Origin of the sequence: Enterococcus sp. 3C7_DIV0644, from assembly GCF_002141235.1 — a bacterium.
In the GTDB taxonomy this organism is placed as follows: domain Bacteria; phylum Bacillota; class Bacilli; order Lactobacillales; family Enterococcaceae; genus Enterococcus_D; species Enterococcus_D entomosocium.
The window spans coordinates 3,398,804-3,423,327 of sequence record NZ_NGLK01000001.1; the positions used below are offsets into that span (position 1 = coordinate 3,398,804).

Genomic DNA, 24,524 nt, shown 5'->3' on the forward strand with positions numbered 1-24,524 from the left:
AAGACGATGAAAATACTTGTTATTGGTAGTGGCGGTAGAGAGCATGCCGTCGCAAAAAAGTTTCTGCAGGATCCTCAAGTGGAAACAGTCTTTTGTGCGAAGGGCAATCCCGGTATGCGAAAAGACGGGATCAAGACAGTCGCAATTGAAGAGTCCGATCATGAAAGTCTAATTGCTTTTGCTCAAGAGCAGGAGGTTGATTGGACCTTCGTTGGTCCGGAAGTTCCGTTGCTAAATGGCATCGTAGATGATTTTCAGGGGGCGGGCTTGGAAATTTTTGGCCCCAATCGCCAAGCAGCGATGATTGAAGGATCAAAAGAGTTTGCCAAAGAATTGATGCGAACCAATCACATTCCAACAGCAGACTATCAAAGCTTTACAGATAGTGCCCAGGCAAAAGCCTATATCCAACGTAAAGGTGCGCCAATCGTCATCAAAGCAGATGGTTTAGCGGCGGGCAAAGGCGTGGTTGTCGCGGAAACCATTGAAGAAGCAAACGCAGCAGTCGAAGCGATGCTGGAGCAAAATGCTTTCGGTGAAAGTGGTGCAAAAGTGGTGATCGAAGAGTTTTTGGCTGGCGAGGAGTTTTCGCTATTGGCATTTGTGAAGGGCGAAGCCGTCTATCCAATGGTCATTGCCCAAGACCATAAACGTGCCTTCGATGGCGATTTAGGTCCGAATACAGGAGGTATGGGGGCTTATACGCCGGTACCGCAGATTCCGCAAGAAATGGTCGATCAAGCGGTAGCAGAAGTTTTACTTCCTGCAGCAAAAGGGATGATTCGCAACAATACACCGTTTACGGGGATTCTCTATGCAGGTCTGATTGCTACCAATGATGGACCGAAAGTCATCGAATTCAATGCGCGTTTTGGCGATCCAGAAACACAAGTCGTGCTAAGTCGCTTAGAAAGCAGTCTAGCCCAGATCATTGATGATCTCTTACAGGACCAAGTACCTACGATCCAATGGAATCAATCGGCTTCGATCGGTGTCGTGATTGCCTCTCAAGGATATCCAGGCAAGTATCAGCAAGGAATGCCTGTCCCAAGCCCAGAAGGAGAAGGAACGCAATTCTTTTATGCAGGAGTGGATGAAGCTGCCGACCAAGGTGGTTTGACGGCAGCTGGTGGGCGCGTTTTTCTTGTGGAAGCATCAGCTGAGAATTTAGCTGCTGCACAAAAGAACGTCTATGAAGCAATCAGCAGGTTGTCTTTATCTGGCTTATATTACCGAAACGATATCGGCGATAAAGCCTTGCAATATAGCAACTCATCAAAGGCGATGAAGTAAAGAATATTTCTGTGCATAACACAACCTGAAAAAAAGGAGGGCTGCCAGTAGAACCAATCGGTTGTGCTGGTGGTTTTCGTTTTATGGGAGGTTTTTTTGACGTTTGTATAGCGTTTTCATCTTGTTGTGATAAAATAGGAATGTAGTTTAAATAAGGAGGAACTTTACGTGAAAAAAATTAAATTCGGTCCCACTGATTTAGAAGTATCCAGCGTGATTTTAGGCTTGATGCGCATCAACAATGCCAAAGATCCTGTGAAGGTCTTGACGACTGCGATTGAAAATGACATTACCTTCTTTGACCATGCGGATATTTATGGTCGCGGTGAATGTGAAACGATTTTTGCAGAAGCGTTAGCAAAAACGGCAGCTAAAAGAGAAGATTTATTTATTCAATCAAAATGCGGCATCGTTCCAGGTGAAATGTTTGATTTTTCGAAAGAGCATATTATCTCTTCTGTGGAAGGTAGTTTGCAACGATTGAAAACTGATCATTTAGATGCGTTATTATTGCATCGCCCTGACACTTTGTTTGAACCAGAAGAAGTGGCAGCAGCCTTTGACCAATTAGAAAAAGACGGTAAAGTGAAATACTTCGGTGTCAGCAATCAAAAACCTGGTCAAATCGAATTGTTGAAAAAATATGTTTCCCAACCTTTAGTAGCGAATCAGCTGCAATTCGGGATCATGCATACGGGAATGATCGATCAAGGAATTCATGTCAACATGACGGATGCTGGTAGTGTCGATCATGATGGAGAAATTCTAGAATATTCTCGCTTGCATGAGATGACGATCCAAGCTTGGTCTCCGTATCAGTATGGTTTCTTTGAAGGGGTCTTTATCGGTAACGAGAAATTCCCAGAGTTGAACGAAAAATTGACCGAACTAGCGGACAAGTATCAAACGACACCGACAGGTATTGCTTCTGCGTGGATCTTACGTCACCCTGCAAACATGCAAGTGATTGCTGGAACGATGACCCCACATCGGATCGAAGAAATCGCGCAAGCATCTTCGATCGTATTGACCCGCCATGAATGGTATGAGGTGTATAAAGCAGCAGGGAACATCTTGCCGTAATTTATACGTAAATTCCGTTTTTTTCAGTACTTATAAGGATGAATGTTCGTAAAAGACGAACATTCATCCTTTTTTTTCAAAAAGTATTTCTAAAAAGCTTGTATTTCATTTCCAGGTGGTTTAAATTGTTGTGGGCGTTAAAAATAGGCTGATGCCATTTGATGCTTGCTTCACTCTTAGTAAGATTTGGAGGATATTTTTATGTTTGACATGAAAGTTTTTGATTACGAAGATATACAACTGATTCCTAACAAGTGTATCGTGAACAGCCGTTCAGAATGTGATACCACGGTGACATTAGGCGGACACTCGTTTAAAATGCCTGTTGTTCCTGCAAATATGCAAACAATTATTGATGATTCAATCGCAGAATTTTTAGCTGAAAATGGCTATTTTTATATTATGCACCGCTTTGATGAAGAAGCACGGATTCCATTCATCAAAAAAATGAAAAGCCGCGGCTTGATTAGTTCAATCAGCGTGGGTGTCAAAGAAAATGAATATGCCTTTGTAGAAGAACTAGCTGAGAAAGAGCTTGTTCCTGATTTTATCACGATCGATATTGCCCATGGTCACTCAAACGCCGTGATCAATATGATTCAACACATCAAGAAGCATTTACCAGAAACGTTTGTGATCGCTGGAAATGTTGGAACGCCAGAAGCAGTTCGTGAATTGGAAAACGCTGGCGCCGATGCAACAAAAGTCGGTATTGGACCAGGGAAAGTTTGTATCACAAAAATCAAAACTGGTTTCGGGACTGGAGGATGGCAATTGGCAGCATTACGCTGGTGTGCCAAAGCTGCTCGCAAACCAATCATTGCAGATGGTGGCATTCGGACACACGGCGATATCGCTAAATCTGTCCGCTTTGGTGCAACCATGGTCATGATCGGTTCATTGTTTGCTGGGCATGAAGAATCACCAGGAGAAACCAAGGTAGAAAATGGCGTTGTAATGAAAGAATACTTTGGTTCTGCATCAGAATTTCAAAAAGGTGAAAAGAAAAACGTAGAAGGAAAGAAAATTTGGATTCAATACAAAGGTTCTTTAAAAGATACGTTAGTTGAAATGCAGCAAGACTTGCAGTCATCGATCTCTTATGCAGGTGGAAAAGATTTAGAATCGATTCGTAAAGTGGATTACGTAATCGTGAAAAATTCGATTTTCAATGGAGATACTATTTAAGCTGGATACTGAAGAAACGGCCTTTTAGCGGTCGTTTCTTTTTTTTGTTGGAACAACCATTTTGTTTTTCTGTTTTCTTCGTTATAATAGAAGCAATGAGAAGTAGAGGAGCGGGTGACCAAATGACAATCAAAGTGATGTCTGTGTTCGGTACCAGACCGGAAGCCATCAAAATGGCGCCACTAGTAAAGGAATTGGAAAACGACCCGCGTTTTGAATCGATCGTTGTGGTGACGGCGCAGCATCGAGAAATGTTGGATCAAGTTTTAACGGTTTTTGAAATCATACCAGATTATGATCTGGATATTATGACTTTAGGGCAAACTTTGACAGGAATCACTACCAAAGTTTTGCTGGATCTGGAACCTATCTTGCAAAAAGAAACCCCTGATATCGTACTCGTTCACGGGGATACGACCACAGCTTATGCAGCCGCGACGGCAGCTTTCTATCAGCAGATTCCTGTGGGGCATGTGGAAGCCGGTTTGCGTACATGGAACAAAAAATCTCCTTATCCGGAGGAAGCCAATCGTCAGCTGATCGATGTATTAGCGGATTTTTATTTTGCGCCAACTGTCCAAAGCAAAGAAAATTTATTAGCGGAAAATCGCAATAAAGCTGCAATTTTTGTAACGGGAAATACCGCCATTGATGCGATGCGTTATACGATCTCGGAGGACTATCAGCATCCAGAACTTTCTGCAGCAGATCAAACCATGATTCTTCTGACAATGCACCGTCGCGAGAACTTAGGTGTTCCGATGAAGCAAGTCTTCCGCGCTTTAGCGAAGATCGCTAAGGAGAAACCAACCATCAAAGTGGTTTTTCCTATGCATAAAAATCCTCAAGTCCGAGGGATTGCTATGGAGATACTTGGGGAACTAGAAAATGTCACGCTGATTGAGCCTTTAGATGTCATTGATTTTCACAATGTTGCCAATCAAAGCACATTGATTTTGACGGATTCTGGTGGTGTCCAAGAAGAAGCACCGTCGTTAGGCGTTCCTGTTTTGGTCTTGCGAGATACAACAGAGCGCCCAGAAGGAATTGCTGCAGGTACGTTAAAACTGATCGGTACGTCTGAAGCTGCGGTTTATCAAGAAACGAAGCGACTACTAGAGGATCCAGAAGCTTACAATGCCATGGCACATGCAGAAAATCCCTATGGCGATGGGAAAGCTAGTCGGCGAATCTTGAAAATTTTAGCAGATCATTTTTCGTGAGAGCTGGATCGAAAGAATATAGAAAAAATCATTTTTCAGAATCGGATATGAAAGAGAAATAGGCAGCTGTTTATTTAAATGGCTGTCTATTTTTTATTCGAGTTTGGAAATTTATTACATTCTCTCCTTCAATGAGATAGCCGAAGTGACTTGATGGATTCTGGGTTTTGCCCTGAGAGGATTTCTCTCTATCTATTCGTGTAAAAGAAGTTTTGTCACATATAAAATCACAGCAGTTCTTTAACGTTGTTATTTTATTGTAAGACCTTTCATTTGAAAACCAACGAAAATCTATGAAAAAAGGGTGCTATTTTCCATTGTTGCGGTTGACATTGGCTAGGATAGCAGTTATTATGTGGGTAGTTGGAAGATAGACTTCCGGCGAACTGACATTTTATACAAATAATTGTTAGGTGAGGCTCCTATATGGACACAAGCTGCTGCCGCAAAAGTATCGAGAGATACTTAGTTGGTAGGACAGGTCTAATCGTGAAGGTTAAACCCAAAGTAGCTGATAGCAGATTTGCTATCTACGCCCTATAGTGCTAAAGCTCTACAATGATCATGAGTTTTTTACGCATGCTTATTGGGAGCGTGCGTTTTTTTGTGTCTTTTACGCATGTTCCACAGTGACTTACCTAATAAAAAGAAAGGAAGATTCACATGGAATACCCCAGTCCCCAGATGAAACAGCGGAGTAATTATCGAATCGCTAGGGGTGGCGTAAGCAACTCCTAAGTGCTAGGAGGAAAAAAAGATGTTAAAAAAACTATCGAAAGATCAAGAACTAAAATTACTGGCAAAATTGACCGAAAGAGAACTGCTGATGGAAATGCGGACATCCTTCCAAGGGCTATCGGAAGAAGATGCTGCAGAACGTTTGGCAGAGTACGGTCCAAACAAAGTGGATGCGCAAAAACCAACACCTGCTTGGTTGATGATCCTAGGTGCTTTCAAAGATCCTTTTGTGTTAGTTTTGGCATTATTAATGGTTATTTCTTTTGTAACAGGCGATATTGAAGCAGTGATCGTGATGGGAATCATGATTTTAGCCAGTGTCATGATTACTTTCGTCCAAGAATACCGTTCCCAAAAAGCAAGCTTAGCGTTAAAAGAACTTATTGAAAATACTTGTTCCGTAACCCGAGATGGAATCACGAGAGAAATTCCGATGGATGAAGTCGTTCCAGGAGACATCGTCACCTTAGCAACCGGCGACATGATTCCTGCGGATGCGATCTTGATTTGGACCAAAGATTTATTTATCAATCAATCTTCATTAACAGGCGAATCAATGCCAGTTGAAAAATTTGTCGATGCTGGGATCAAAGAAAGCGATGAACAAATTTCTGCACTAGATATGCAAGATCTTGTTTTCATGGGTACCGATGTCTTAAGTGGTCAAGGAAAAGCCATTATTTTGAAAACCGGTCAAAGTACTTTCTTCGGTGATATTGCCAAAAATGCGACCACGAAACGGGGCAAAACAACCTTTGAAGATGGCTTAACAAAAGTTAGCAAGCTATTGTTGCGAATGGTCATGGTTCTTTTCCCAATCGTTTTATTGATCAATGGTTTGACCAAGGGTGATTGGGGCGAAGCGTTGTTCTTCGCGATTGCAGTAGCAGTTGGTTTGACGCCAGAAATGCTACCAATGATCGTCACCAGTAACTTAGCCAAAGGGGCGATCTCTTTATCAAAAGAAAAAGTGATCGTCAAAGAATTGCCTTCGATTCAAAACTTAGGTGCAATGGATGTACTATGTACCGATAAAACGGGTACGATCACCGAAGATCGTGTTGTACTGGTACAGCATTTAAACCCATTTGGCGTAGAAGATAAACAAGTCCTTGATATGACGTATTTAAATTCTTACTATCAAACAGGGTGGAAAAACCTGATGGATATTGCTGTCTTAAACTACTATGAAGAAGAAGGCTTGGCAGCGCCATTTAACGATGTGACAAAAATCGATGAGATTCCGTTTGACTTCTCACGTCGCCGCTTGACGGTTGTTGTCAATGCAGATGGTCATCAACTGATGGTCACTAAAGGTGCCGCCGAGGAAATGGAACAAGTCTGCAAGTACGTAGAAGTTGATGGCAAAGTGATGGAATTGACTCCTCAATTGAGAAAACAATTGCGTCAAGTGAATTTGCGCTTGAATAAACAAGGAATGCGCGTGTTGACTGTTGCTGTAAAACGAGATGCCCACGCAGATGCCGTTTATTCTGTAGAAGATGAACAAGATATGATCATGATTGGCTTTATGGGCTTCTTAGATCCAGCAAAAGAAACAGCAAAAACAGCGATTGCTTCTTTACACGGTCATGGCATCAATGTCAAAGTGTTAACGGGAGATAATGCGATCGTTGCGCAAAAAGTTTGTCGAGATGTTGGTATTGATGCAGATGAATACTTGTTAGGAACCGATATAGATCATCTGTCAGATGAAGAGTTAGCAGAGAAAGCTGCAAAAACTAATCTGTTTGCAAAATTAAATCCAATGCAAAAATCCCGAATCATTGAAACCATTCAAGCGGCAGGCCATACGGTCGGCTTTATGGGAGATGGCATCAACGACGCGCCTGCTTTACGTACAGCAGATGTTGGTATCTCGGTTGATACCGCAGCAGATATCACCAAAGATGCCAGCTCGATCATTTTATTAGAAAAAAGTTTGAATGTCCTTGATAAAGGGGTCATCGAAGGCCGCAAAGTATTTACCAATATGATGAAGTACATCAAAATGACGTTGAGTTCGAATTTCGGGAATGTGTTCTCGATCTTAGTTGCTAGTGCCTTTTTACCTTTCTTACCAATGTTGTCCATTCAACTGTTGGTTCAAAACTTGGTGTACGATATGGCCCAATTGACGATCCCATGGGACAACGTAGATAAAGAAGAGTTAGAAAAACCAGTTAAATGGCAAGTGGGTGGACTATTGAAGTTTACCGTCGGCATTGGACCTGTCAGCAGCATCTTCGATATTTTGACTTTCTTTATGATGTGGCATGTCTTTAGTGCAAATACCATCCAAGAGCAAGCCTTGTTCCAAGCAGGATGGTTTATGATTGGCTTGACGACACAAACCTTAGTCGTTCACATGATCAGAACGAGAAAATTACCATTTATCAAAAGTATCGCATCACCTGCAGTTTTGATTTCAAGTGTTCTAGCGATTGCAGTTGGCTTCTTGGTCATCTTGACGCCATTGCATACCGTCTTTGATTTTGCAGCACTGCCATCAAGTTACTGGCCATGGTATGTCGGTATCAATCTAGCTTATTTAGTAACAGTTGAGTTTGCGAAACGCATTTACATTCATGTCACGAGAGAATGGATTTAAAAAAACAGGTCGGCGTTCTTCCTAACAGGGGGAGAATCGCCGATCTGTTTCTTTTTATCCGTTCTCTGTATTATTTTTTTCTCATATTAAGAAATTTCGCTTTGATTCAAGTCGAATCCTTCACAAGTGATAAAAGGAGGTTAATGATAAATCTGTTTAGCGGAATGGTGGATGCTGTACTATTCTTAAATAAAAAAAAGAATCTGAAAAGAAAAAATTGAAGAAAGCGATTGCTTTAATGTGATTAATTTCACTAATGTTTTCTTAAGAGTTGCTACAGTGGGAATTCTTTTATTAAAAAAAATACCCTTTTCACTTGTCATTTTCGAAGTTAAATGATAATTTATAAGAGTAAATGAAATTTCGATAGTACAGATTTAAACCCTGTTACATACGAAAGTGAATTTTTATATCAGAGAGGAAAGTGTGTCAAGATGGCAAAAAAACAAAAAGCACTTGATTTCCAAGCGATTTTGGAGCAAGTCAATGCGGATTTTCCAACTTACCAAGCTTTGGACAAAGACGGGAAAATTGTAAATCAAGAGTTAGTACCAGATTTAAGTGACGACGAATTAGTTGAATTGATGACTCGTATGGTATGGTCTCGTGTATTAGACCAACGCTCAACTGCGTTAAACCGTCAAGGTCGTCTAGGTTTCTTCGCGCCAACTGCTGGACAAGAAGCAAGCCAATTAGCAAGTCAATTTGCTTTTGAAAAAGAAGACGTTTTATTACCTGGTTACCGTGATGTACCACAATTGATCCAACACGGTCTGCCATTGAAAGAAGCTTTCTTATGGTCACGTGGCCACGTTGCTGGGAACCTTTATCCAGAAGATTTAAAAGCATTGCCACCACAAATCATTATTGGTGCACAATACGTCCAAGCAGCCGGCGTTGCTTTAGGATTGAAAAAACGCAACAAGAAAAATGTTGTATTCACTTATACAGGTGATGGCGGTTCTTCACAAGGGGACTTCTATGAAGCAATCAACTTTGCAGGGGCTTACCATGCAAACGCTGTATTCTATATCCAAAACAATGGTTTTGCGATCTCTACACCTCGTGAAGTACAAAGTGCGGCACCAACATTGGCACAAAAAGCTGCAGCAGCTGGGATCCCTGGTATCCAAGTTGACGGTATGGATCCATTGGCAGTGTACTATGTTTCTAAAGCAGCTCGTGAATGGGCAGCAAACGGCAACGGTCCTGTATTGATTGAAACCTTGACTTACCGTTACGGTCCACATACATTGTCTGGTGATGATCCAACCCGTTACCGTTCAAAAGACATGGACAGCGAATGGCAACAAAAAGATCCATTGGTACGTTTCCGTACTTACCTAACTGAAAAAGGACTTTGGTCTGAAGAAAAAGAAGAACAAGTCATTGAACAAACAAAAGAAGAAATCAAAGCAGCGATCGCTGAAGCGGACCGCGTGCCAAAACAAAAAGTTTCAGATTTCTTGAAAAACATGTTTGAAGTACAACCACAAAACATTAAAGAACAAATTGCAACTTACGAAGCGAAGGAGTCGAAATAGTCATGGCACAAAAAACAATGATTCAAGCAATTACAGATGCCTTAGCTGTTGAAATGGAAAATGACAAAGAGATTTTAGTCTTTGGTGAAGATGTCGGTAAAAACGGCGGGGTTTTCCGTGCAACAGAAGGTTTACAAGAAAAATTCGGCGAAGATCGTGTCTTCGATACCCCTCTTGCTGAATCTGGTATCGGCGGCTTGGCTTTCGGTTTAGCATTAGAAGGTTTCCGTCCAGTTCCAGAAATCCAATTCTTTGGTTTCGTATTTGAAACATTTGACGAAATCGTTGGTCAAATGGCGCGTACTCGTTACCGTATGGGTGGTACACGTAATTTACCAATCACTATTCGTTCACCATTTGGTGGCGGTGTGCACACACCAGAATTGCACTCAGATAACTTGGAAGGATTGATCGCTCAATCACCTGGTATCCGTGTCGTTATTCCATCAAACCCATATGATGCAAAAGGATTATTGATTGCTTCTATCCGCAGCAATGACCCAGTTGTTTTCTTAGAGCACATGAAACTTTACCGTTCATTCCGTGAAGAAGTGCCAGAAGAAGCATACGAAGTTCCTTTAGACAAAGCAGCAGTAACTCGTGAAGGTTCTGATGTTTCAATCATCACTTATGGTGCAATGGTTCGTGAAGCAATCAAAGCTGCTGACAACTTAGCGAAAGAAAACATCAACGCTGAAATTATCGACTTGCGTACAGTTGCTCCTCTTGATGTTGAAACGATCATCAAATCAGTTGAAAAAACTGGTCGTGTGGTTGTCGTTCAAGAAGCACAAAAACAAGCAGGTGTTGGCGCTCAAGTCGTTTCTGAAATTTCTGAACGTGCGGTTCTATCACTAGAAGCTCCAATCGGACGCGTGTCTGCACCAGATACGATCTTCCCATTCGGTCAAGCTGAAAACATTTGGTTGCCAAATGCAAAAGACATCGAAGACAAAGTGAAAGAAATCGTGAACTTTTAATAGTTGAAGAAGGGAAGAATAGAAAATGGCATTTCAATTTAAATTACCGGATATCGGTGAAGGAATTGCAGAAGGCGAAATCGTAAAATGGTTCGTTAAAGCAGGAGATACCATCAATGAAGACGATACGTTGCTTGAAGTTCAAAACGACAAATCAGTCGAAGAAATCCCATCTCCAGTAACAGGAACAGTGAAAAACATCGTTGTTGCTGAAGGAACAATTGCAAATGTTGGTGATGTTTTAGTTGAAATCGACGCACCTGGTCACAACAGTGCGCCTGCTTCATCAAGCGCACCTGCAGAAGCACCAAAAGAAAAAGTGGAAACTTCTGGTTCAGCAAGTGTTGTTGAAGCAGCAGATCCTAACAAACGTGTCTTGGCTATGCCTTCTGTCCGTCAATTCGCACGCGAAAAAGATGTGGATATTTCCCAAGTATCTGCAACAGGTAAAGGCGGACGTGTAACAAAAGAAGACATCGAAAACTTCCTATCAGGTGGCGGACAAGCTGCAAAAGCTGAAACTCAAGCTCCTGTGAAAGAAGAAACAAAAGCTGCAGCAACTGAAAGCAAACCAGCAGCTCCAGCAAAAGCCTTCAAATCAAACTTAGGTGATTTAGAAGAACGTGTTGCCTTAACACCTACACGTAAAGCAATCGCTAAAGCGATGGTAAACAGCAAACAAACAGCACCTCATGTAACCTTGCATGATGAAGTTGAAGTAACAAACCTATGGGATAATCGTAAGAAATTCAAAGAAGTTGCTGCTGCAAACGGCACAAAACTTACTTTCTTACCATATGTTGTAAAAGCATTGACTGCAACAGTGAAAAAATTCCCTATCTTGAATGCGTCGATCGATGATGCAAAACAAGAGATCGTATACAAAAACTATTACAACATCGGTATCGCAACAGATACTGACCATGGGTTGTATGTACCAAACGTAAAAGATGCAGATCGTAAAGGCATGTTTGCTATCGCTGATGAAATCAACGAAAAAGCAAAACTTGCTCATGACGGCAAATTGGCTGCAGATGATATGCGTAATGGTACCATCACAATCAGTAACATCGGTTCAGTTGGTGGCGGCTGGTTCACTCCAGTAATCAACTACCCTGAAGTAGCTATTTTGGGTGTAGGTACAATCGCGCAACAACCAATCGTAAACGCTGAAGGCGAAATCGTTGTCGGACGTGTGATGAAACTTTCATTAAGCTTCGACCACCGTATCGTTGATGGCGCAACAGCGCAACAAGCAATGAATAATATCAAACGTCTATTAGCTGATCCAGAGCTATTAATGATGGAAGGATGATTAACAAATGGTAGTTGGAGATTTTGCTGTTGAATTAGATACAGTTGTAATCGGTGCGGGACCTGGCGGCTATGTAGCTGCCATCCGCGCTGCTGAAATGGGACAAAAAGTAGCAATCATTGAAAGAGAATACATCGGCGGCGTTTGTTTGAACGTTGGTTGTATCCCTTCAAAAGCCTTGATCGCTGCAGGTCATCATTATCAAGAATCTTTGGATTCAACAATGTTTGGTGTAACAAGTGAAAATGTTTCCCTTGATTTTACCAAAACACAAGAATGGAAAGACAACAAAGTCGTTAAAACGTTAACTTCAGGTGTTGGTTTCCTATTGAAAAAACACAAAGTAGAAACGATTGAAGGAGAAGCTTTCTTCGTTGATGATCACACATTGCGTGTCATCCACCCAGATTCAGCACAAACATACTCTTTCAACAATGCAATCATCGCAACAGGTTCTCGCCCAATTGAAATCCCTGGTTTCAAATTCGGCGGACGTGTTCTTGATTCAACTGGCGGATTGGCATTAAAAGAAGTTCCTAAAAAATTCGTTGTTATCGGTGGCGGTGTCATCGGTTCTGAACTAGGTGCAGCTTATGCAAACCTAGGGGCAGAAGTAACGATCCTTGAAGGCTCTCCTCAAATCTTGCCAACCTATGAAAAAGACATGGTCAAATTGGTTGAAGAAGACTTTGCGAAAAAAGGTGTAACAGTCGTTACGAACGCAATGGCGAAAGAAGCAATTGACAATGGCGATAGCGTAACTGTCAAATATGCCGTAGATGGTAAAGAAGAATCAGTTACTGCTGATTACGTGATGGTTACTGTTGGTCGTCGTCCAAATACTGATGACATGGGCTTAGAACAAGCAGGTGTTGAAGTAGGCGAACGCGGATTGATCACGGTTGACAAACAAGGCCGTACCAACGTATCAAACATCTACGCAATTGGTGATATCGTACCTGGTGCTGCATTAGCACATAAAGCTAGCTATGAAGCAAAAATCGCTGCTGAAGCAATCTCTGGTAAAAAAGTTTCCGTTGATTACAAAGCAATGCCAGCAGTTGCCTTTACTGATCCAGAATTGGCTTCTGTCGGTATGACGATTAAAGATGCCAAAGATGCTGGAATTGAAGCAAAAGCATTCAAATTCCCATTCTCAGGTAACGGTCGTGCGTTATCTCTAGGAAAAACTGAAGGATTCATCCGCTTAGTAACAACGGTTGAAGACAATGTGATCATCGGTGCGCAAATTGCTGGTCTAGGAGCAAGCGATATGGTTTCAGAACTTGCTCTTGCTATTGAATCTGGCATGAACGCAGAAGATATCGCGCTAACGATCCATCCACATCCATCTCTAGGTGAGATCACAATGGATGCTGCTGAGTTAGCTCTAGGATTACCAATCCACATTTAAGCTTTGTGAAACTCGTTCATCATTTGGTGAACGAGTTTTTTTATCACCAAAAATAAAACGATCTGGCCTATTGACAGAATCTTCTGGAAATGATACGATGCTCTTAATATTTCAACCGTTGATGAGGAAAGTAAATTGATTTGGCAAGCGTAGAGAGTCTTCGTAAGGTGCAAGAAGAACTTGTAGGATCAATCGAAAATGGCCTCAGAGGTGATCTTCTGAACTTGTACGAAAGATAAGGAGATCCGGGTGCGCCCGCTATCGCGTCAGAGTATAACGACGTTAATTTGTCGCGTACTTGCTGAGAAGCATGCTGGAAAGTCTGCTTGAATAAAGGTGGTAACACGTAAACACGTCCTTTGATATCTCGATATCAGAGGGCTTTTTTATTTGCATTATTAAGGAGGAATAGTATGACAGAAAGATTTGAGACGATTCAATTACACGGAGGACAAATACCAGATCCTACCACAGGAAGTCGCGCCGTACCCATTTATCAAACCACATCCTATGTGTTTGATGATGCTGACCAAGCGGCAGCGAGATTTAGTCTTAGTGAGAGCGGCAATATCTATACCCGTATTACCAATCCGACGACCGCGGTTCTAGAAGAACGATTAGCCCTATTAGAAGGTGGTGTCGGTGCGTTAGCTACGGCTTCTGGCTCAGCAGCGATCACCTATGCAATTTTAAATCTCGCGCAAGCAGGAGATCATATCGTTTCTGCCGCTTCAATTTATGGCGGTACCTATAATTTGTTCGCCCATACATTGCCAGATTTTGGCATCACCACAAGCTTTGTCGATAGTGAAGATCTGGCAGCACTAAAAGCAGCCATCCAAGAAAATACCAAAGCAGTTTTTCTAGAGTCTTTAGGCAATCCAGATATTGATATTGCCGACTTTAAAAAGATTGCAGCGATCGCTCATGAAGCCGGGATTCCCCTCATCATTGACAACACCTTTGCGACTCCCTATCTTTTTCGAGGGTTTGAGCATGGTGCGGACATCATCGTTTATTCCACGACAAAATACCTCGGTGGTCACGGGGCTGCTTTAGGAGGGGCTATTATTGATAGTGGCAACTTTGATTGGACAAACGGCAAATTTCCCAAGCTGGTCGATCCCGATCATAGTTACCATGGGATCTCATGGGTAGAAGCCGCTGGTAACGCTGCCTATATCACTCGGGCCCGAACGATTCTTTTACGGGATACAGGTGCTGCGATTTCTCCCTTCAATTCATGGGTGTTGCTTTTAGGCATCGAGACCCTCTCGTTGCGGATGGAACGTCATGTAGAAAATGCGCAACAAGTTGCTGAATTTTTAGCCAAGCACCCGGAAGTTTCTTGGGTTCATTTCCCAACCCTGCCGGACAGTCCTTATTTTAAGCGGGCGCAGGAGTATTTCCCCAAAGGGACCAGTTCGGTCTTTTCCTTCGGATTAAAGGGTGGGGCAGAAGCAAGCAAAACCTTTTGTGGCGCAACTAAGCTATTCTCGCTACTGGCGAACGTTGGCGATGCAAAGTCCTTGATCATCCATCCAGCTTCGACGACCCATTCTCAGCTTAGCGTAGAAGAACTTGCAGCAGCCAAAATTCGTCCAGAGACGATTCGCCTATCCATTGGATTGGAAAACATCGACGATCTATTGGAAGATCTCACGCAAGCCTTCCAACAGCTCTAAATAGTTGAAGCAGTAGGAAAAGCGCAGGATACTATGCTGCGCTTTTTTGTTGTGGGTTAGTGTTTCAAATAAAACTGCGGTTTCTGTTTATAGAAGGATAGTAAATCCATCGGTTCTATGCTATATTTAGTTGCTAAGGAATATGGATAAGGTGGGGGATGTATGCGTAATCATGCAAGTGACAAGAGGATTCGGTTTTACTACACAAGTTTGCAATTTCTTTATTGGATGATGTTTTGCTCAATCTATGGCTTTGCGACACTCTTTTTGATTTATTTCAAGGTCGATCCAGCAAAAATTGGCGGTATTTTAGCCCTAGTCAATATTGCGTCTACGATTTTGCAGCCCTTCATCAGTCAAGTCATTATCAAAAAAAGCAAAGTACCACTGATCGTTGTCTTGAAAACGATGACAATCGGCGTGGTCGCGGTGCTCTTAGCAGGTGTGATGGTCCCTGGATTATCAATACTGACCTATGTTTTAGGAGGGATTTTGCTCGTTTCCATGCAGTCCTTTCTCAACGCCTTGGCGTTTGAATACACAAATAGCGGCAACAAAATCAATTTTGGCTTTTCCCGTGCCGGTGGGTCACTAGGATTTGCGGGTACCTCCTTTTTACTGGGGCAGCTCTTAGAGGAGTTTTCGGCAGCCCTTTTACCAATGATCGCTATCGGGCAAGCCGTTTTGTTTCTCATTATTTTGCTTTTGCTGCCAGCGATCAAGAAGCCAGAAATGCCCGTGATGCATACAGAACAAAGTCATTCAGGTGCCTTTTTGAAAAAATATCCTTTTTTACTCTTTCTCTTTGTCGGATTTAGCTTTCTCTTCAGCTTCCACACGATGATCAACAGTTTTTTGGCACAAATTTTTGCCGATATTGGCGGTGGCAGTAAGGAAGTTGGCATCGCCCTGATGATTGCGGCGTTATGCGAATTGCCGGGCATGATTTTCTTTGAACAGTTAGTGAGGATACGGTCTAGCCGTTTTTGGCTGTTGCTGTCCAGTGTTGCCTTTGCCATTCGTGGGGTGCTGATGCTGTTGATCAGCTCCATCATCCTGATGGAAATGAGCCATTTGATGCAAGGGGTTAGTTTTGCCTTGTTTATTCCTGCTTCTGCTTATTTGTTCAACCATAGTTTGGCAGATGAAGACCGGGTTTTTGGACAAACGATTATCATTATCGCTACCACGATCGGTGGCGTGATCGGCAACCTTTTAGGGGGGATGCTGATCCAAAGCTTTGGTGTCTGGGAAATGCTTTTGATTGGGACTGGGTTTGCCGTTCTGGGTGCTGCATTGACCTTTATCGGTGTGAAAAAAATCCCTAAAAGCAACAAAAAATTAGCGATCATAAGCGAATGATCGATAGGTAGAAAAAAGAGTTGCGGCCGTATTTCCTTCGGTCGCAACTCTTTTGAATCTGATCAATGGGTACTATTTCTTTTCTAAAACAGCAATAAATTCCCGCATATAGTCTGGTAGATCTGGGGGACGGCGGCTGGAAACGATATGACCATCCGTAACCACAGGTGTATCGACCCATGTGGCTCCAGCATTTGTCATATCATCTTTGATGCCTGGTGTACTGGTAACCGTCTTACCTTGCAGGATATTCGCAGAAATCAAGACCCAGCCTGCATGACAGATTTGTCCAATGATTTTTTGGTCTTTGTCCATCGTTCGGACGAAAGAGATGACCTCTGGGAAACGCCGTAATTTATCAGGTGCCCAACCACCCGGAACTAAGATGGCATCGTAGTCATCGGCGTGAATATCAGAAAAAGCATAGGCTGATTCTGCGGGTACACCATATTTGCCAATATACGTTTTATGCGCTTCTTCACCGACTAAATCGACTTGTGCGCCTTCTTCCCGTAACCGATGGACCGGATACCAAAGTTCTAAATCTTCGAAATCATTGTCGACTAAGGCAATGATTTTTTTGTTTTCTAAACGCAAGAGAATTCCTCCTTTTTCTTGTTATTCTTACTGTAACATCATGCCAAGGGAAACACCAAAAGTATGCTTCCTGAAAAATGCCAAGAAGCTATTCTGAGAATGGTCGTTCAGAGAAATGATATTGATGTAAGCGTTGTAATCATTAGGGGAGTAAGCGATAATAAAAGAAAGCCAAAGGAGGCGAAGATATGGAAGCATTCGAAAAAGCACGAAAATTTATTTACAAAAACGCGCGCCCTTTAGACCTTGCTCGTTGGCAGTACCATTTTGAAAATGGATCTCGCGAGGCTGTATTACAGGCGTTACAAGTCTACCAAAATGAAGATGGTGGTTATGGGCATGGTTTGGAACCTGATTATTGGAATCCCAATAGTACACCGATTGCAGTGTGGGAGGCATGTCGAATTTTACGAGAGCTTGAATGCCTTCATTCGTCAAATCCACAAGTCCAAGGGATTCTAAGGTATTTAGCTAGTGGAAAAGAATTTTCTGAAGGGAAATGGCTCAACCAAGTGCCGTCAACGGTATCCTATCCGCATGCGATTTGGTGGGAGAGTCCTGTGGGCGTGCCAGCAGACAACCCAACGGTCAGTCTAGCTGGTACGATCTTAAGAACAGGGGAAACGACCCTCTATCAAAAAGCACAAGAAATCGCCGAAACAGCAGTTGCAAGTTTTCTTAAGGAGCCAACCAGTGAAATGCACACATTAGTCGTCTATCTAGAATTATTACAAGACTGTGAAGAAATCCAGTATCAGCCTGTTTTAGCAAATGAACGCTTTCGCGAGATCTTATTCTGGCAAATTCGCCATGCAGTCTCAAATGAGCCAGAAGAGTGGTTCACATCTTATGTCAGCAAACCTTCAAATTTTTTCTTTACAAGAGAGCAGCTGCTTGGGATTTTTAGTGAAGAAATATGTAAAAAAGAAGCCGAAGAAATTTTAGAACACCAACAAGCAGACGGATCATTTGTCATTCCATGGCAATGGGGAACAGATTACCCAGAGTTTTTCATTAGTAAACAGTGGTGGAAATCAATTGCTATCATTAAAAATTTTTTGTTTTTGCGGGCTTTTCTAGACGAACCTTTTTGAAATCGGTCATCTTTTAATAAGCGATCTCGTTGAAAGAACAAAGGAATTTCCTTCTTATTTGAGATTCATGGAGTTCAGCTTCTAGAAATCCAAATAGTTTGTAAACCAGAGGTACATTCATTGCCAGAATGTACCTTTTTTGCAGCGGAGGCTCTGACCTATTTTCAATTTTGTGGTACACTGAATAAGATGAATAGGAGTGGTAATATGCGGGATTATCAATATCCTCTGGACTTAGATTGGTCGACGGATGAAATGGTCGTCGTCATGAAGATGTGGGAACGGTTAGAACAAGCCTATGAAAAAGGCCTTCCTAGCAGCACGTTTCTTGAGGCGTATCAAGCCTTTAAGAAAGTCGTTCCCAGCATTGGCGAGGAACGCCGTTTAGGTAGAGAATTTGAAGAACTATCAGGCTATTCGTTATACCATGCCGTGCAGGCAGCGAAAAAGACTGAGGGAAAACTAAAAATGAAAGGGTAGATCAACGAATGCATGAAATCGTTAATGAAGTTCGCCAGTGGATGATCGCTGCAGGCGAAAGGATCAAAGGCAATTTAAATAAAGAAGACTTGGTGGTCGAGACAAAATCAGGACGGAAAGACTTAGTGACAGAATTGGATAAAGCCACGCAAGATTTTCTGATTGGTAAGATCCAATCCTATGATCCGGATGCCAAAATTTTAGGTGAAGAAAACGGACTGGACACACTTGCCGACATGAGTGGACGGGTCTTCATCATTGATCCGATCGATGGAACCATGAATTTCGTGTTGGAAAAAGAAAACTTTTGTATCATGATCGCGATCTACGAAGAGGGCAAAGGGCGCTTTGGTTTTGTCTATAATGTCATGAAAGATGAATTCTTATGGGGGGGTCCAGAGATTGGTGTTTATAACAATGGCAAGAAGATCGAACCGCCGAAAGATATTGCCTTATCCGAGGGTCTCGTTGGCTTGAATTCACCCATGTTGATCCATAACCGCCACCACGAAACTGAAGTCAGTGCCAAAGCATTAGGCATTCGTATGACTGGATGTGCTGGGGTAGAGTTGATCGCCCTCGCTAAAGGACAAAGAGCAGGCTATCTTTCTCATCTTGCGCCATGGGATTATGCGCCATGGGGCGTTTTGTTAGAAACCCTTGGATTAAAAATGGCAAACATCAAAGGAGAGCCGCTATCCTTGAATGGACGGGAATTGTTTATCGGCGGTACACCGAAAGCTTTTGAAGAATTATTGGCGATCGTCAATCAATAAGAAAGCATGCCTACTATCTGATAACCGATGAACTGACGCTCATAGAAAAAAAGGCTGGCTCCGTTTCCCACTAGTTGGACCTGGTGGTAGTCAACGCTGTCCCTAAGTAGCGAAAACGGCAGCCCAGCCTTTTTAGTTCGCAGTAAGTTCTTTTTGTGCTAGCTTTAATGCTTCACTGACGATTTGATCCATATCTAAATACCGATACGAGCCGAGACGTCCTCCGAACAGGACTTGCGGCTGTTTCGCAGCCAGCTGTTTGTATTTTTTATACAGCTGGTTATTTTTTTCGTCATTGATAGGATAATAGGGTTCAGCACCAATCGTGAATGGGGCTGGATATTCTTTGGTAAGAATGGTTGTATCTGACTCACCTTGCTTATCGAAGTGTTTCCATTCCATGCTGCGGGTAAAGGGAATCTTTTCATCCGTGTAATTGATTACGGGATTTCCTTGAAGGTTTGGTGATGGATGTTTGGTTGTTTCAAAACGTAACGAACGATATTCTAGAGGACCGTATCTTTGGTCGAAAAAGGCATCGATCGGTCCTGTATAGATTATTTTAGGAAAACGTGCTAAATAGGCTGCTTTTTCAGCTTCAAAGTCCGTTTTCAAACAAACATCGATCCGATCATCATCTAATAATTTCTGGAAAATCGGCGTATAGCCACCTTCGGGAATTCCTTGAAACCGATGGTTGAAATAATTGTTATCATAGGTGAAACGAATCGGCAGTCGACGAATGATAAAGCTCGGCAACTCGCTAGGGGGCTTTCCCCATTGCTTCTGCGTATAACCGGCTATCAGCTTACGATAAATATCGGTTCCCACTAATTGGATCGCCTGTTCTTCAAGGTTTTTAGGCTTTCCTGTTATACCGGCACTTTCAATTTGCTGTTTAATCTCTTCTTGCGCTTCTGCAGGCGTTCGCACGCCCCACAGTTGATAAAAGGTATTCATATTAAAAGGCAAGTTATAGAGTTGGTCTTGGTAGTTCGCCAAGACTTGATTGGTAAAAGGAATGAAGTCAGCAAAGCGATTCATATAAGCCCAAATCTCTTTGCTATCCGTGTGGAAAATATGGGCGCCGTATTGATGAACCGTGATGCCGTCTTCTTGATAAGTATACAAGTTGCCTCCGATGTGGTCACGCTTATCGATCACCAGACAACGATGCCCTTTTCTGGCTGCTTCATGGGCAAAGATCGACCCGAATAAGCCCGCACCAACGATCAAGTACTGGTAGTTGCCAGTCTTCATGTGTTCGCTCCTCTCAGCTTTTGTTTATGATATACAAATTCTAAGATAAAGGCTGCCACCGAGCAAAGCAAGCGTTTTCTAAAAGAGTCAAAGAATCTTTATAATTGGCTGGTTATTCATGAGCAAAAAGCGACCGTTCATGAAAGGACGCTCATTGCTTGGCGTTTCCATGATAAACTACTGCTAGTAGATTTATAGACTTATGATTTATACATAGCAGAAAGTTGGGTTTAGATGAATAGCCAAGAAAAAATTGCAGAATTAACACTTTTACAAAAGGCATTGTTTGTTTCAGGAAAAAATACTTGGGAGACACATGAGCTACCAGCGATCTGTCCATCGATTTTTATGGCAGATGGTCCGCACGGTATTCGTAAGCAAGTGGGAGAAGCAGATCACCTGGGGCTGAATGAAAGCGTTCCAGCAACTTGTTTTCCGCCGGCGGCAACAATTGCAAACAGCTGGGACTGTGAACTTGCTGCGAAGGTTGGTGAATGTATTGGATCAGAAGCAAAAGCGTTAGAGGTTGATGTCGTTTTGGGTCCAGGTCTGAACATCAAGCGAAATCCTAAAGGCGGGCGCAATTTTGAGTATTTCAGTGAGGACCCTTATTTGTCAGGGGAAATGGCGGCTGCAAATATCAGAGGTATTCAAGAAAACGGGACGATTGCCTGCCCGAAGCATTTTGCTGTCAATAGTCAAGAAACGAGACGAATGGCCTCGGATTCCATCGTTGATGAGCGGACATTACGAGAAATGTATTTAACAAATTTTGAAATCGCCGTCACTGAAGGAAAACCGAAAAGTATCATGAGCGCCTATAATTTGATCAATGGCATTTACGCCAATGAAAACAAACGCTTATTACAAGAGATTCTCCGAGATGAATGGGGATTTGCTGGCTTTGTTGTCTCCGACTGGGGCGGGGATAATGACCATGTCGAAGGGGTCAGAAATGGCTGCCATTTGGCGATGCCAGGGCAAGGGATCGCTGGCGCACAAGAAATTATTGATGCAATTGAAAGGAATCGTTTGGCTGAGGCGGAGCTTGATGTACGGGTTGCTGAGCTAGCAGTGGTCTTCTCAGAGACGAAGAAACAAACTGGGAAAGATGCGATCGATTGGGCACAGCATCATACAGTCGCAAGAGAAGCAGCCAGAAGCAGCGTGGTTCTGCTTAAAAATGATGACAACTGCTTGCCTTTAAATCCTAAGCAAAAGGTCGGAATTATTGGAGATTTTGCTCAAACACCTCGGTACCAAGGTGCGGGGTCTTCGATGGTAAATGCGAAACAAGTCGAGTCGATTTTAGAAAAGATTGGAGATTATACTCCTGAAATGGCAGGTTATGCACAAGGCTATGTCCGAAAAAGTAGTAGTAAAACAGCAACAGAACAAGCAGCATTGATCGAAGAAGCTGTTTCTTTAGCAGCTGACTGTGAGGTTGTGCTGGTTTTTGCCGGACTTGATGAGAGCTATGAAAGCGAAGGGATCGACCGTGAGACGTTGGCGATGCCCGCAAATCAAAATCAGTTGATCGAAAAACTTTGTCAGACGACTGCAAAAGTAATCGTTGTTTTGTCTGCGGGAGGGGTTGTTGAAATGCCCTGGCTAGATAAAGCTGTTGGTGTGCTTCATGGCTACTTAGGTGGACAAGCCGGTGCTTCCGCGATGCTGGATGTGATCTTCGGTCGGTATAATCCGAGCGGAAAACTAGCAGAAAGTTATCCCTCTTCCTATGATGATGTTTTGTTTGGTGAAGAATTCCCAGCAAGAGGTCGTTTTGCTTATTACAAAGAGCGACTGTTTGTCGGTTATCGCTATTATGACACGTTTAAAAAACCAGTTTTGTTTCCATTTGGCTACGGTCTAAGTTATACGGAATTTGCTTATAGTGGTTTAATCATTGAAGAAAATCAAGTAAAATTTACAATTGAAAATGTTGGGAATCGAGACGGTGAAGAAGTGGTCCAGTTGTATGTTGGTTTGAAAGACAGTCAACTGATGCGACCGAAAAAAGAATTAAAAGGATTCAAAAAAGTAGCCTTAGCCAGTGGTGAAAAACGCACGATCAGATTGCCTTTTGATGATAAGACCTTTCGTGTTTATGACAGCCAACAAAATTGCTGGGCAGTTGAGGCAGGAGAATATACCCTGTTTATTGGTGGGAATTGTGAAGAGAGCCAACTTCAAGGCACGCTTTTGATCGATCAGAAAGCCGCCACTTTACGACCAAGAACGGTAAGCGAACAAGTTATTTATCCTGAGCGGATCGAACAAGCAACGTTACATGATTTTGCACAGTTTTTGAACCAGCCATTACCGCAAGAATCAAGCGGTCAGCCATTAGCCAAAAACAGTACCATTGCAGAGTTGCAGCAGGCAAAAAGTCCTCTAGGTCGTTTGGTTTTTCTTGTCTTGAATACCATGAGGAAGCGCAACGAAAAAAAAGGAAAATTGGATCTAAACTTATTGTTCATTTGGAACATGCCGTTTCGTGGCATCGCCAAAATGACCAATGGGATGGTCAGCATGGCAATGATCGACCAATTGTTGGTTATGTGTAATGGGCATTTCTTCAAAGGAAGCTTCGGGCTTTGTCGGGCATTTATCCGCAACAAAAAGCTTCAAAGAAAGTACAATAAACAACTATCGCAGCTTCACTGATCGTTACATGTTTTTCAAAAGACAAAAATAAATCTGCTGCAACACTTTGGGGAAAGAAGCAGAAAAGTTAAATGTGGGGAAGGGATCAAGTGTGAAAACTTTAAGTATAATTGTTCCATGCTACAATTCGCAAGATTATATGGAACGCTGTATTGATTCATTATTAGTAGGGGGAGAGACCGTTGAGATCATTATTGTAAATGACGGGTCCCATGATCAAACCGGAGCGATCGCTGAACGCTATCAGCGATCTTACCCAAGGCAAATCAAAGCAGTCCATCAAGAAAACGGCGGTCATGGTCAAGCGATCAATACGGGCTTACAAGCTGCTAGTGGGATCTTCATCAAAATCGTAGATAGCGACGATTGGGTAGATGAAAAGGCCTATCAACAAATTTTGATCTTTTTGACAAGCGATCCACAGGCAAATTCGGTCGATATGGTTATTAGTAATTACGTCTATGAAACCCAGTGGAAGAAAAACAAGCGTTGCATTCATTATCAGCGCTTCTTGCCAGAAAATGAACCATTCGGCTGGGGGGACGTGCGATTTCCGTTCAGTAAGTACCTATTGATGCACTCGGTGATCTATCGCAAAAGCGTATTAGAAAAAGCAAACTTGCAGTTGCCCAAACATACCTTTTATGTAGATAATCTGTATGTCTATGAACCATTGCCCTACGTCAAAAAAATGGTCTACTTAAATGTCGATTTTTATCGCTATTATATTGGTCGATCGGATCAGTCCGTCAATGAAAAAGTGATGATCAGTCGTATCGACCAGCAATTGAAAGTCAACCGGACAATGATCGATTACTATCTTTCACTGGATCAAACCGGCAAAGAACTCACTCGTTATATGCGTCGATATTTAGAAGCAATCACAACTGTTTCAACGATTTTGTTGATCAAAGAAGGGTCGAAAGAAAGCTTGCTAAAGAAAAAGGAGCTGTGGAAGTTGATTCGCTCTCGTGATCAGCTGCTGTATTTTCGTTTACGGTTCGGTCTCTTAGGACACGGCGTCCATTTCCCAGGTGCCATCGGGCGAAAAGCTTCGTTAGGCTTTTACCACCTTGCTCAAAAATTTTATGGCTTTAATTGAAGGAAATCAATTCAGATAAGATTATTTCAAGACAGTGGACAAACCTTATGAATCAATGAGGTTTGTCTTTTTTTTGGAGATCATAACCGTTCGTGCAAAAAAGTCGACCATT

The 24,524-nt window shown here is 42.4% G+C and carries 18 protein-coding genes, 1 riboswitch and 1 other annotated feature; of the genes, 16 read left to right on the top strand and 2 right to left on the bottom strand.

What is annotated here, in order from left to right; genetic code table 11:
* Positions 1 to 6: 6 nt before the first annotated feature.
* From purD to A5877_RS16140, 11 genes are all read left to right on the top strand, one after another.
* Entirely contained in the window at positions 7 to 1,293 is a 1,287-nt protein-coding gene (gene purD / locus A5877_RS16085) for a phosphoribosylamine--glycine ligase (protein WP_086317295.1), read from the top strand.
* 168 nt (positions 1,294 to 1,461) lie between these two features.
* Positions 1,462 to 2,376 carry an aldo/keto reductase family oxidoreductase gene (locus A5877_RS16090; protein WP_086317297.1) on the top strand — a complete coding sequence of 305 codons (915 nt, stop codon included), beginning with the start codon at positions 1,462 to 1,464 and terminating at the stop codon, positions 2,374 to 2,376.
* Positions 2,377 to 2,586: 210 nt separating this feature from the next.
* A complete protein-coding gene (gene guaC / locus A5877_RS16095) occupies positions 2,587 to 3,564 on the top strand; it encodes a GMP reductase (RefSeq protein ID WP_086317478.1) in 978 nt (325 codons plus the stop codon).
* A gap of 122 nt (positions 3,565 to 3,686) precedes the next feature.
* Complete coding sequence (gene wecB, locus A5877_RS16100) at positions 3,687 to 4,787, top strand: non-hydrolyzing UDP-N-acetylglucosamine 2-epimerase (RefSeq protein ID WP_042890118.1); 1,101 nt, start codon at positions 3,687 to 3,689, stop codon at positions 4,785 to 4,787.
* Positions 4,788 to 5,185: 398 nt separating this feature from the next.
* Positions 5,186 to 5,357, top strand: a riboswitch (M-box (ykoK) riboswitch).
* A 187-nt stretch (positions 5,358 to 5,544) separates the two neighbouring features.
* Positions 5,545 to 8,136, top strand: a complete 2,592-nt coding sequence (mgtA, locus tag A5877_RS16105) for a magnesium-translocating P-type ATPase (RefSeq protein ID WP_005236382.1) — start codon at positions 5,545 to 5,547, stop codon at positions 8,134 to 8,136.
* A 434-nt stretch (positions 8,137 to 8,570) separates the two neighbouring features.
* Positions 8,571 to 9,680, top strand: coding sequence for a pyruvate dehydrogenase (acetyl-transferring) E1 component subunit alpha (gene pdhA / locus A5877_RS16115; RefSeq protein ID WP_005231936.1), 1,110 nt, complete (start codon positions 8,571 to 8,573; stop codon positions 9,678 to 9,680).
* A 2-nt stretch (positions 9,681 to 9,682) separates the two neighbouring features.
* Positions 9,683 to 10,660 (top strand): alpha-ketoacid dehydrogenase subunit beta, encoded by a 978-nt coding sequence (locus tag A5877_RS16120; RefSeq protein ID WP_005230047.1) that lies wholly within the window; start codon positions 9,683 to 9,685, stop codon positions 10,658 to 10,660.
* A gap of 25 nt (positions 10,661 to 10,685) precedes the next feature.
* Positions 10,686 to 11,975 carry a 2-oxo acid dehydrogenase subunit E2 gene (locus tag A5877_RS16125; protein ID WP_086317301.1) on the top strand — a complete coding sequence of 430 codons (1,290 nt, stop codon included), beginning with the start codon at positions 10,686 to 10,688 and terminating at the stop codon, positions 11,973 to 11,975.
* A gap of 7 nt (positions 11,976 to 11,982) precedes the next feature.
* A complete protein-coding gene (gene lpdA / locus A5877_RS16130) occupies positions 11,983 to 13,389 on the top strand; it encodes a dihydrolipoyl dehydrogenase (RefSeq protein ID WP_086317303.1) in 1,407 nt (468 codons plus the stop codon).
* A 109-nt stretch (positions 13,390 to 13,498) separates the two neighbouring features.
* Positions 13,499 to 13,752 (top strand) — a binding site (T-box leader).
* Between the two features lie 50 nt (positions 13,753 to 13,802).
* Positions 13,803 to 15,074, top strand: a complete 1,272-nt coding sequence (locus tag A5877_RS16135) for an O-acetylhomoserine aminocarboxypropyltransferase/cysteine synthase family protein (protein ID WP_086317305.1) — start codon at positions 13,803 to 13,805, stop codon at positions 15,072 to 15,074.
* A 162-nt stretch (positions 15,075 to 15,236) separates the two neighbouring features.
* Complete coding sequence (locus tag A5877_RS16140) at positions 15,237 to 16,436, top strand: MFS transporter (protein ID WP_086317307.1); 1,200 nt, start codon at positions 15,237 to 15,239, stop codon at positions 16,434 to 16,436.
* Positions 16,437 to 16,508: 72 nt separating this feature from the next.
* On the opposite strand, the gene A5877_RS16145 is transcribed toward A5877_RS16140, so the two are convergent.
* Complete coding sequence (locus tag A5877_RS16145) at positions 16,509 to 17,033, bottom strand: type 1 glutamine amidotransferase domain-containing protein (protein ID WP_005236373.1); 525 nt, start codon at positions 17,031 to 17,033, stop codon at positions 16,509 to 16,511.
* 188 nt (positions 17,034 to 17,221) lie between these two features.
* Here A5877_RS16145 and A5877_RS16150 point away from each other — a divergent pair, with 188 nt between their 5' ends.
* The 3 genes from A5877_RS16150 (at position 17,222) to A5877_RS16160 (ending at position 19,383) form a co-directional block, all read left to right on the top strand.
* The gene (locus tag A5877_RS16150) at positions 17,222 to 18,127 is read left to right on the top strand and encodes a hypothetical protein (protein WP_005236371.1); all 906 of its coding nucleotides are present in this window, start codon (positions 17,222 to 17,224) and stop codon (positions 18,125 to 18,127) included.
* Positions 18,128 to 18,334: 207 nt separating this feature from the next.
* On the top strand, positions 18,335 to 18,607 hold the full coding sequence (locus A5877_RS16155) for a UPF0223 family protein (protein ID WP_008381425.1): 273 nt from the start codon (positions 18,335 to 18,337) through the stop codon (positions 18,605 to 18,607).
* 8 nt (positions 18,608 to 18,615) lie between these two features.
* Complete coding sequence (locus A5877_RS16160; RefSeq protein ID WP_086317309.1) at positions 18,616 to 19,383, top strand: inositol monophosphatase family protein; 768 nt, start codon at positions 18,616 to 18,618, stop codon at positions 19,381 to 19,383.
* Between the two features lie 132 nt (positions 19,384 to 19,515).
* Here the strand turns inward: A5877_RS16160 and glf are convergent, their stop codons facing one another.
* Positions 19,516 to 20,643: a UDP-galactopyranose mutase gene (glf, locus tag A5877_RS16165; protein WP_086317311.1), complete on the bottom strand. Its 1,128-nt coding sequence runs from the start codon at positions 20,641 to 20,643 to the stop codon at positions 19,516 to 19,518.
* A gap of 234 nt (positions 20,644 to 20,877) precedes the next feature.
* Here glf and A5877_RS16170 point away from each other — a divergent pair, with 234 nt between their 5' ends.
* Positions 20,878 to 23,310, top strand: coding sequence for a glycoside hydrolase family 3 C-terminal domain-containing protein (locus A5877_RS16170; protein WP_086317313.1), 2,433 nt, complete (start codon positions 20,878 to 20,880; stop codon positions 23,308 to 23,310).
* A gap of 91 nt (positions 23,311 to 23,401) precedes the next feature.
* Complete coding sequence (locus tag A5877_RS16175; protein WP_086317315.1) at positions 23,402 to 24,412, top strand: glycosyltransferase family A protein; 1,011 nt, start codon at positions 23,402 to 23,404, stop codon at positions 24,410 to 24,412.
* Positions 24,413 to 24,524: the final 112 nt, after the last annotated feature.

What these genes read in the sequence shown, in the direction of transcription:
- purD (WP_086317295.1), top strand. Translation starts at nt 7, where the DNA reads ATGAAAATACTTGTTATTGGTAGTGGCGGTAGAGAGCATGCCGTCGCA.
- guaC (WP_086317478.1), top strand. Translation starts at nt 2,587, where the DNA reads ATGAAAGTTTTTGATTACGAAGATATACAACTGATTCCTAACAAGTGT.
- wecB (WP_042890118.1), top strand. Translation starts at nt 3,687, where the DNA reads ATGACAATCAAAGTGATGTCTGTGTTCGGTACCAGACCGGAAGCCATC.
- mgtA (WP_005236382.1), top strand. Translation starts at nt 5,545, where the DNA reads ATGTTAAAAAAACTATCGAAAGATCAAGAACTAAAATTACTGGCAAAA.
- pdhA (WP_005231936.1), top strand. Translation starts at nt 8,571, where the DNA reads ATGGCAAAAAAACAAAAAGCACTTGATTTCCAAGCGATTTTGGAGCAA.
- A5877_RS16120 (WP_005230047.1), top strand. Translation starts at nt 9,683, where the DNA reads ATGGCACAAAAAACAATGATTCAAGCAATTACAGATGCCTTAGCTGTT.
- A5877_RS16125 (WP_086317301.1), top strand. Translation starts at nt 10,686, where the DNA reads ATGGCATTTCAATTTAAATTACCGGATATCGGTGAAGGAATTGCAGAA.
- lpdA (WP_086317303.1), top strand. Translation starts at nt 11,983, where the DNA reads ATGGTAGTTGGAGATTTTGCTGTTGAATTAGATACAGTTGTAATCGGT.
- A5877_RS16135 (WP_086317305.1), top strand. Translation starts at nt 13,803, where the DNA reads ATGACAGAAAGATTTGAGACGATTCAATTACACGGAGGACAAATACCA.
- A5877_RS16140 (WP_086317307.1), top strand. Translation starts at nt 15,237, where the DNA reads ATGCGTAATCATGCAAGTGACAAGAGGATTCGGTTTTACTACACAAGT.
- A5877_RS16150 (WP_005236371.1), top strand. Translation starts at nt 17,222, where the DNA reads ATGGAAGCATTCGAAAAAGCACGAAAATTTATTTACAAAAACGCGCGC.
- A5877_RS16155 (WP_008381425.1), top strand. Translation starts at nt 18,335, where the DNA reads ATGCGGGATTATCAATATCCTCTGGACTTAGATTGGTCGACGGATGAA.
- A5877_RS16160 (WP_086317309.1), top strand. Translation starts at nt 18,616, where the DNA reads ATGCATGAAATCGTTAATGAAGTTCGCCAGTGGATGATCGCTGCAGGC.
- glf (WP_086317311.1), bottom strand. Translation starts at nt 20,643, where the DNA reads ATGAAGACTGGCAACTACCAGTACTTGATCGTTGGTGCGGGCTTATTC.
- A5877_RS16170 (WP_086317313.1), top strand. Translation starts at nt 20,878, where the DNA reads ATGAATAGCCAAGAAAAAATTGCAGAATTAACACTTTTACAAAAGGCA.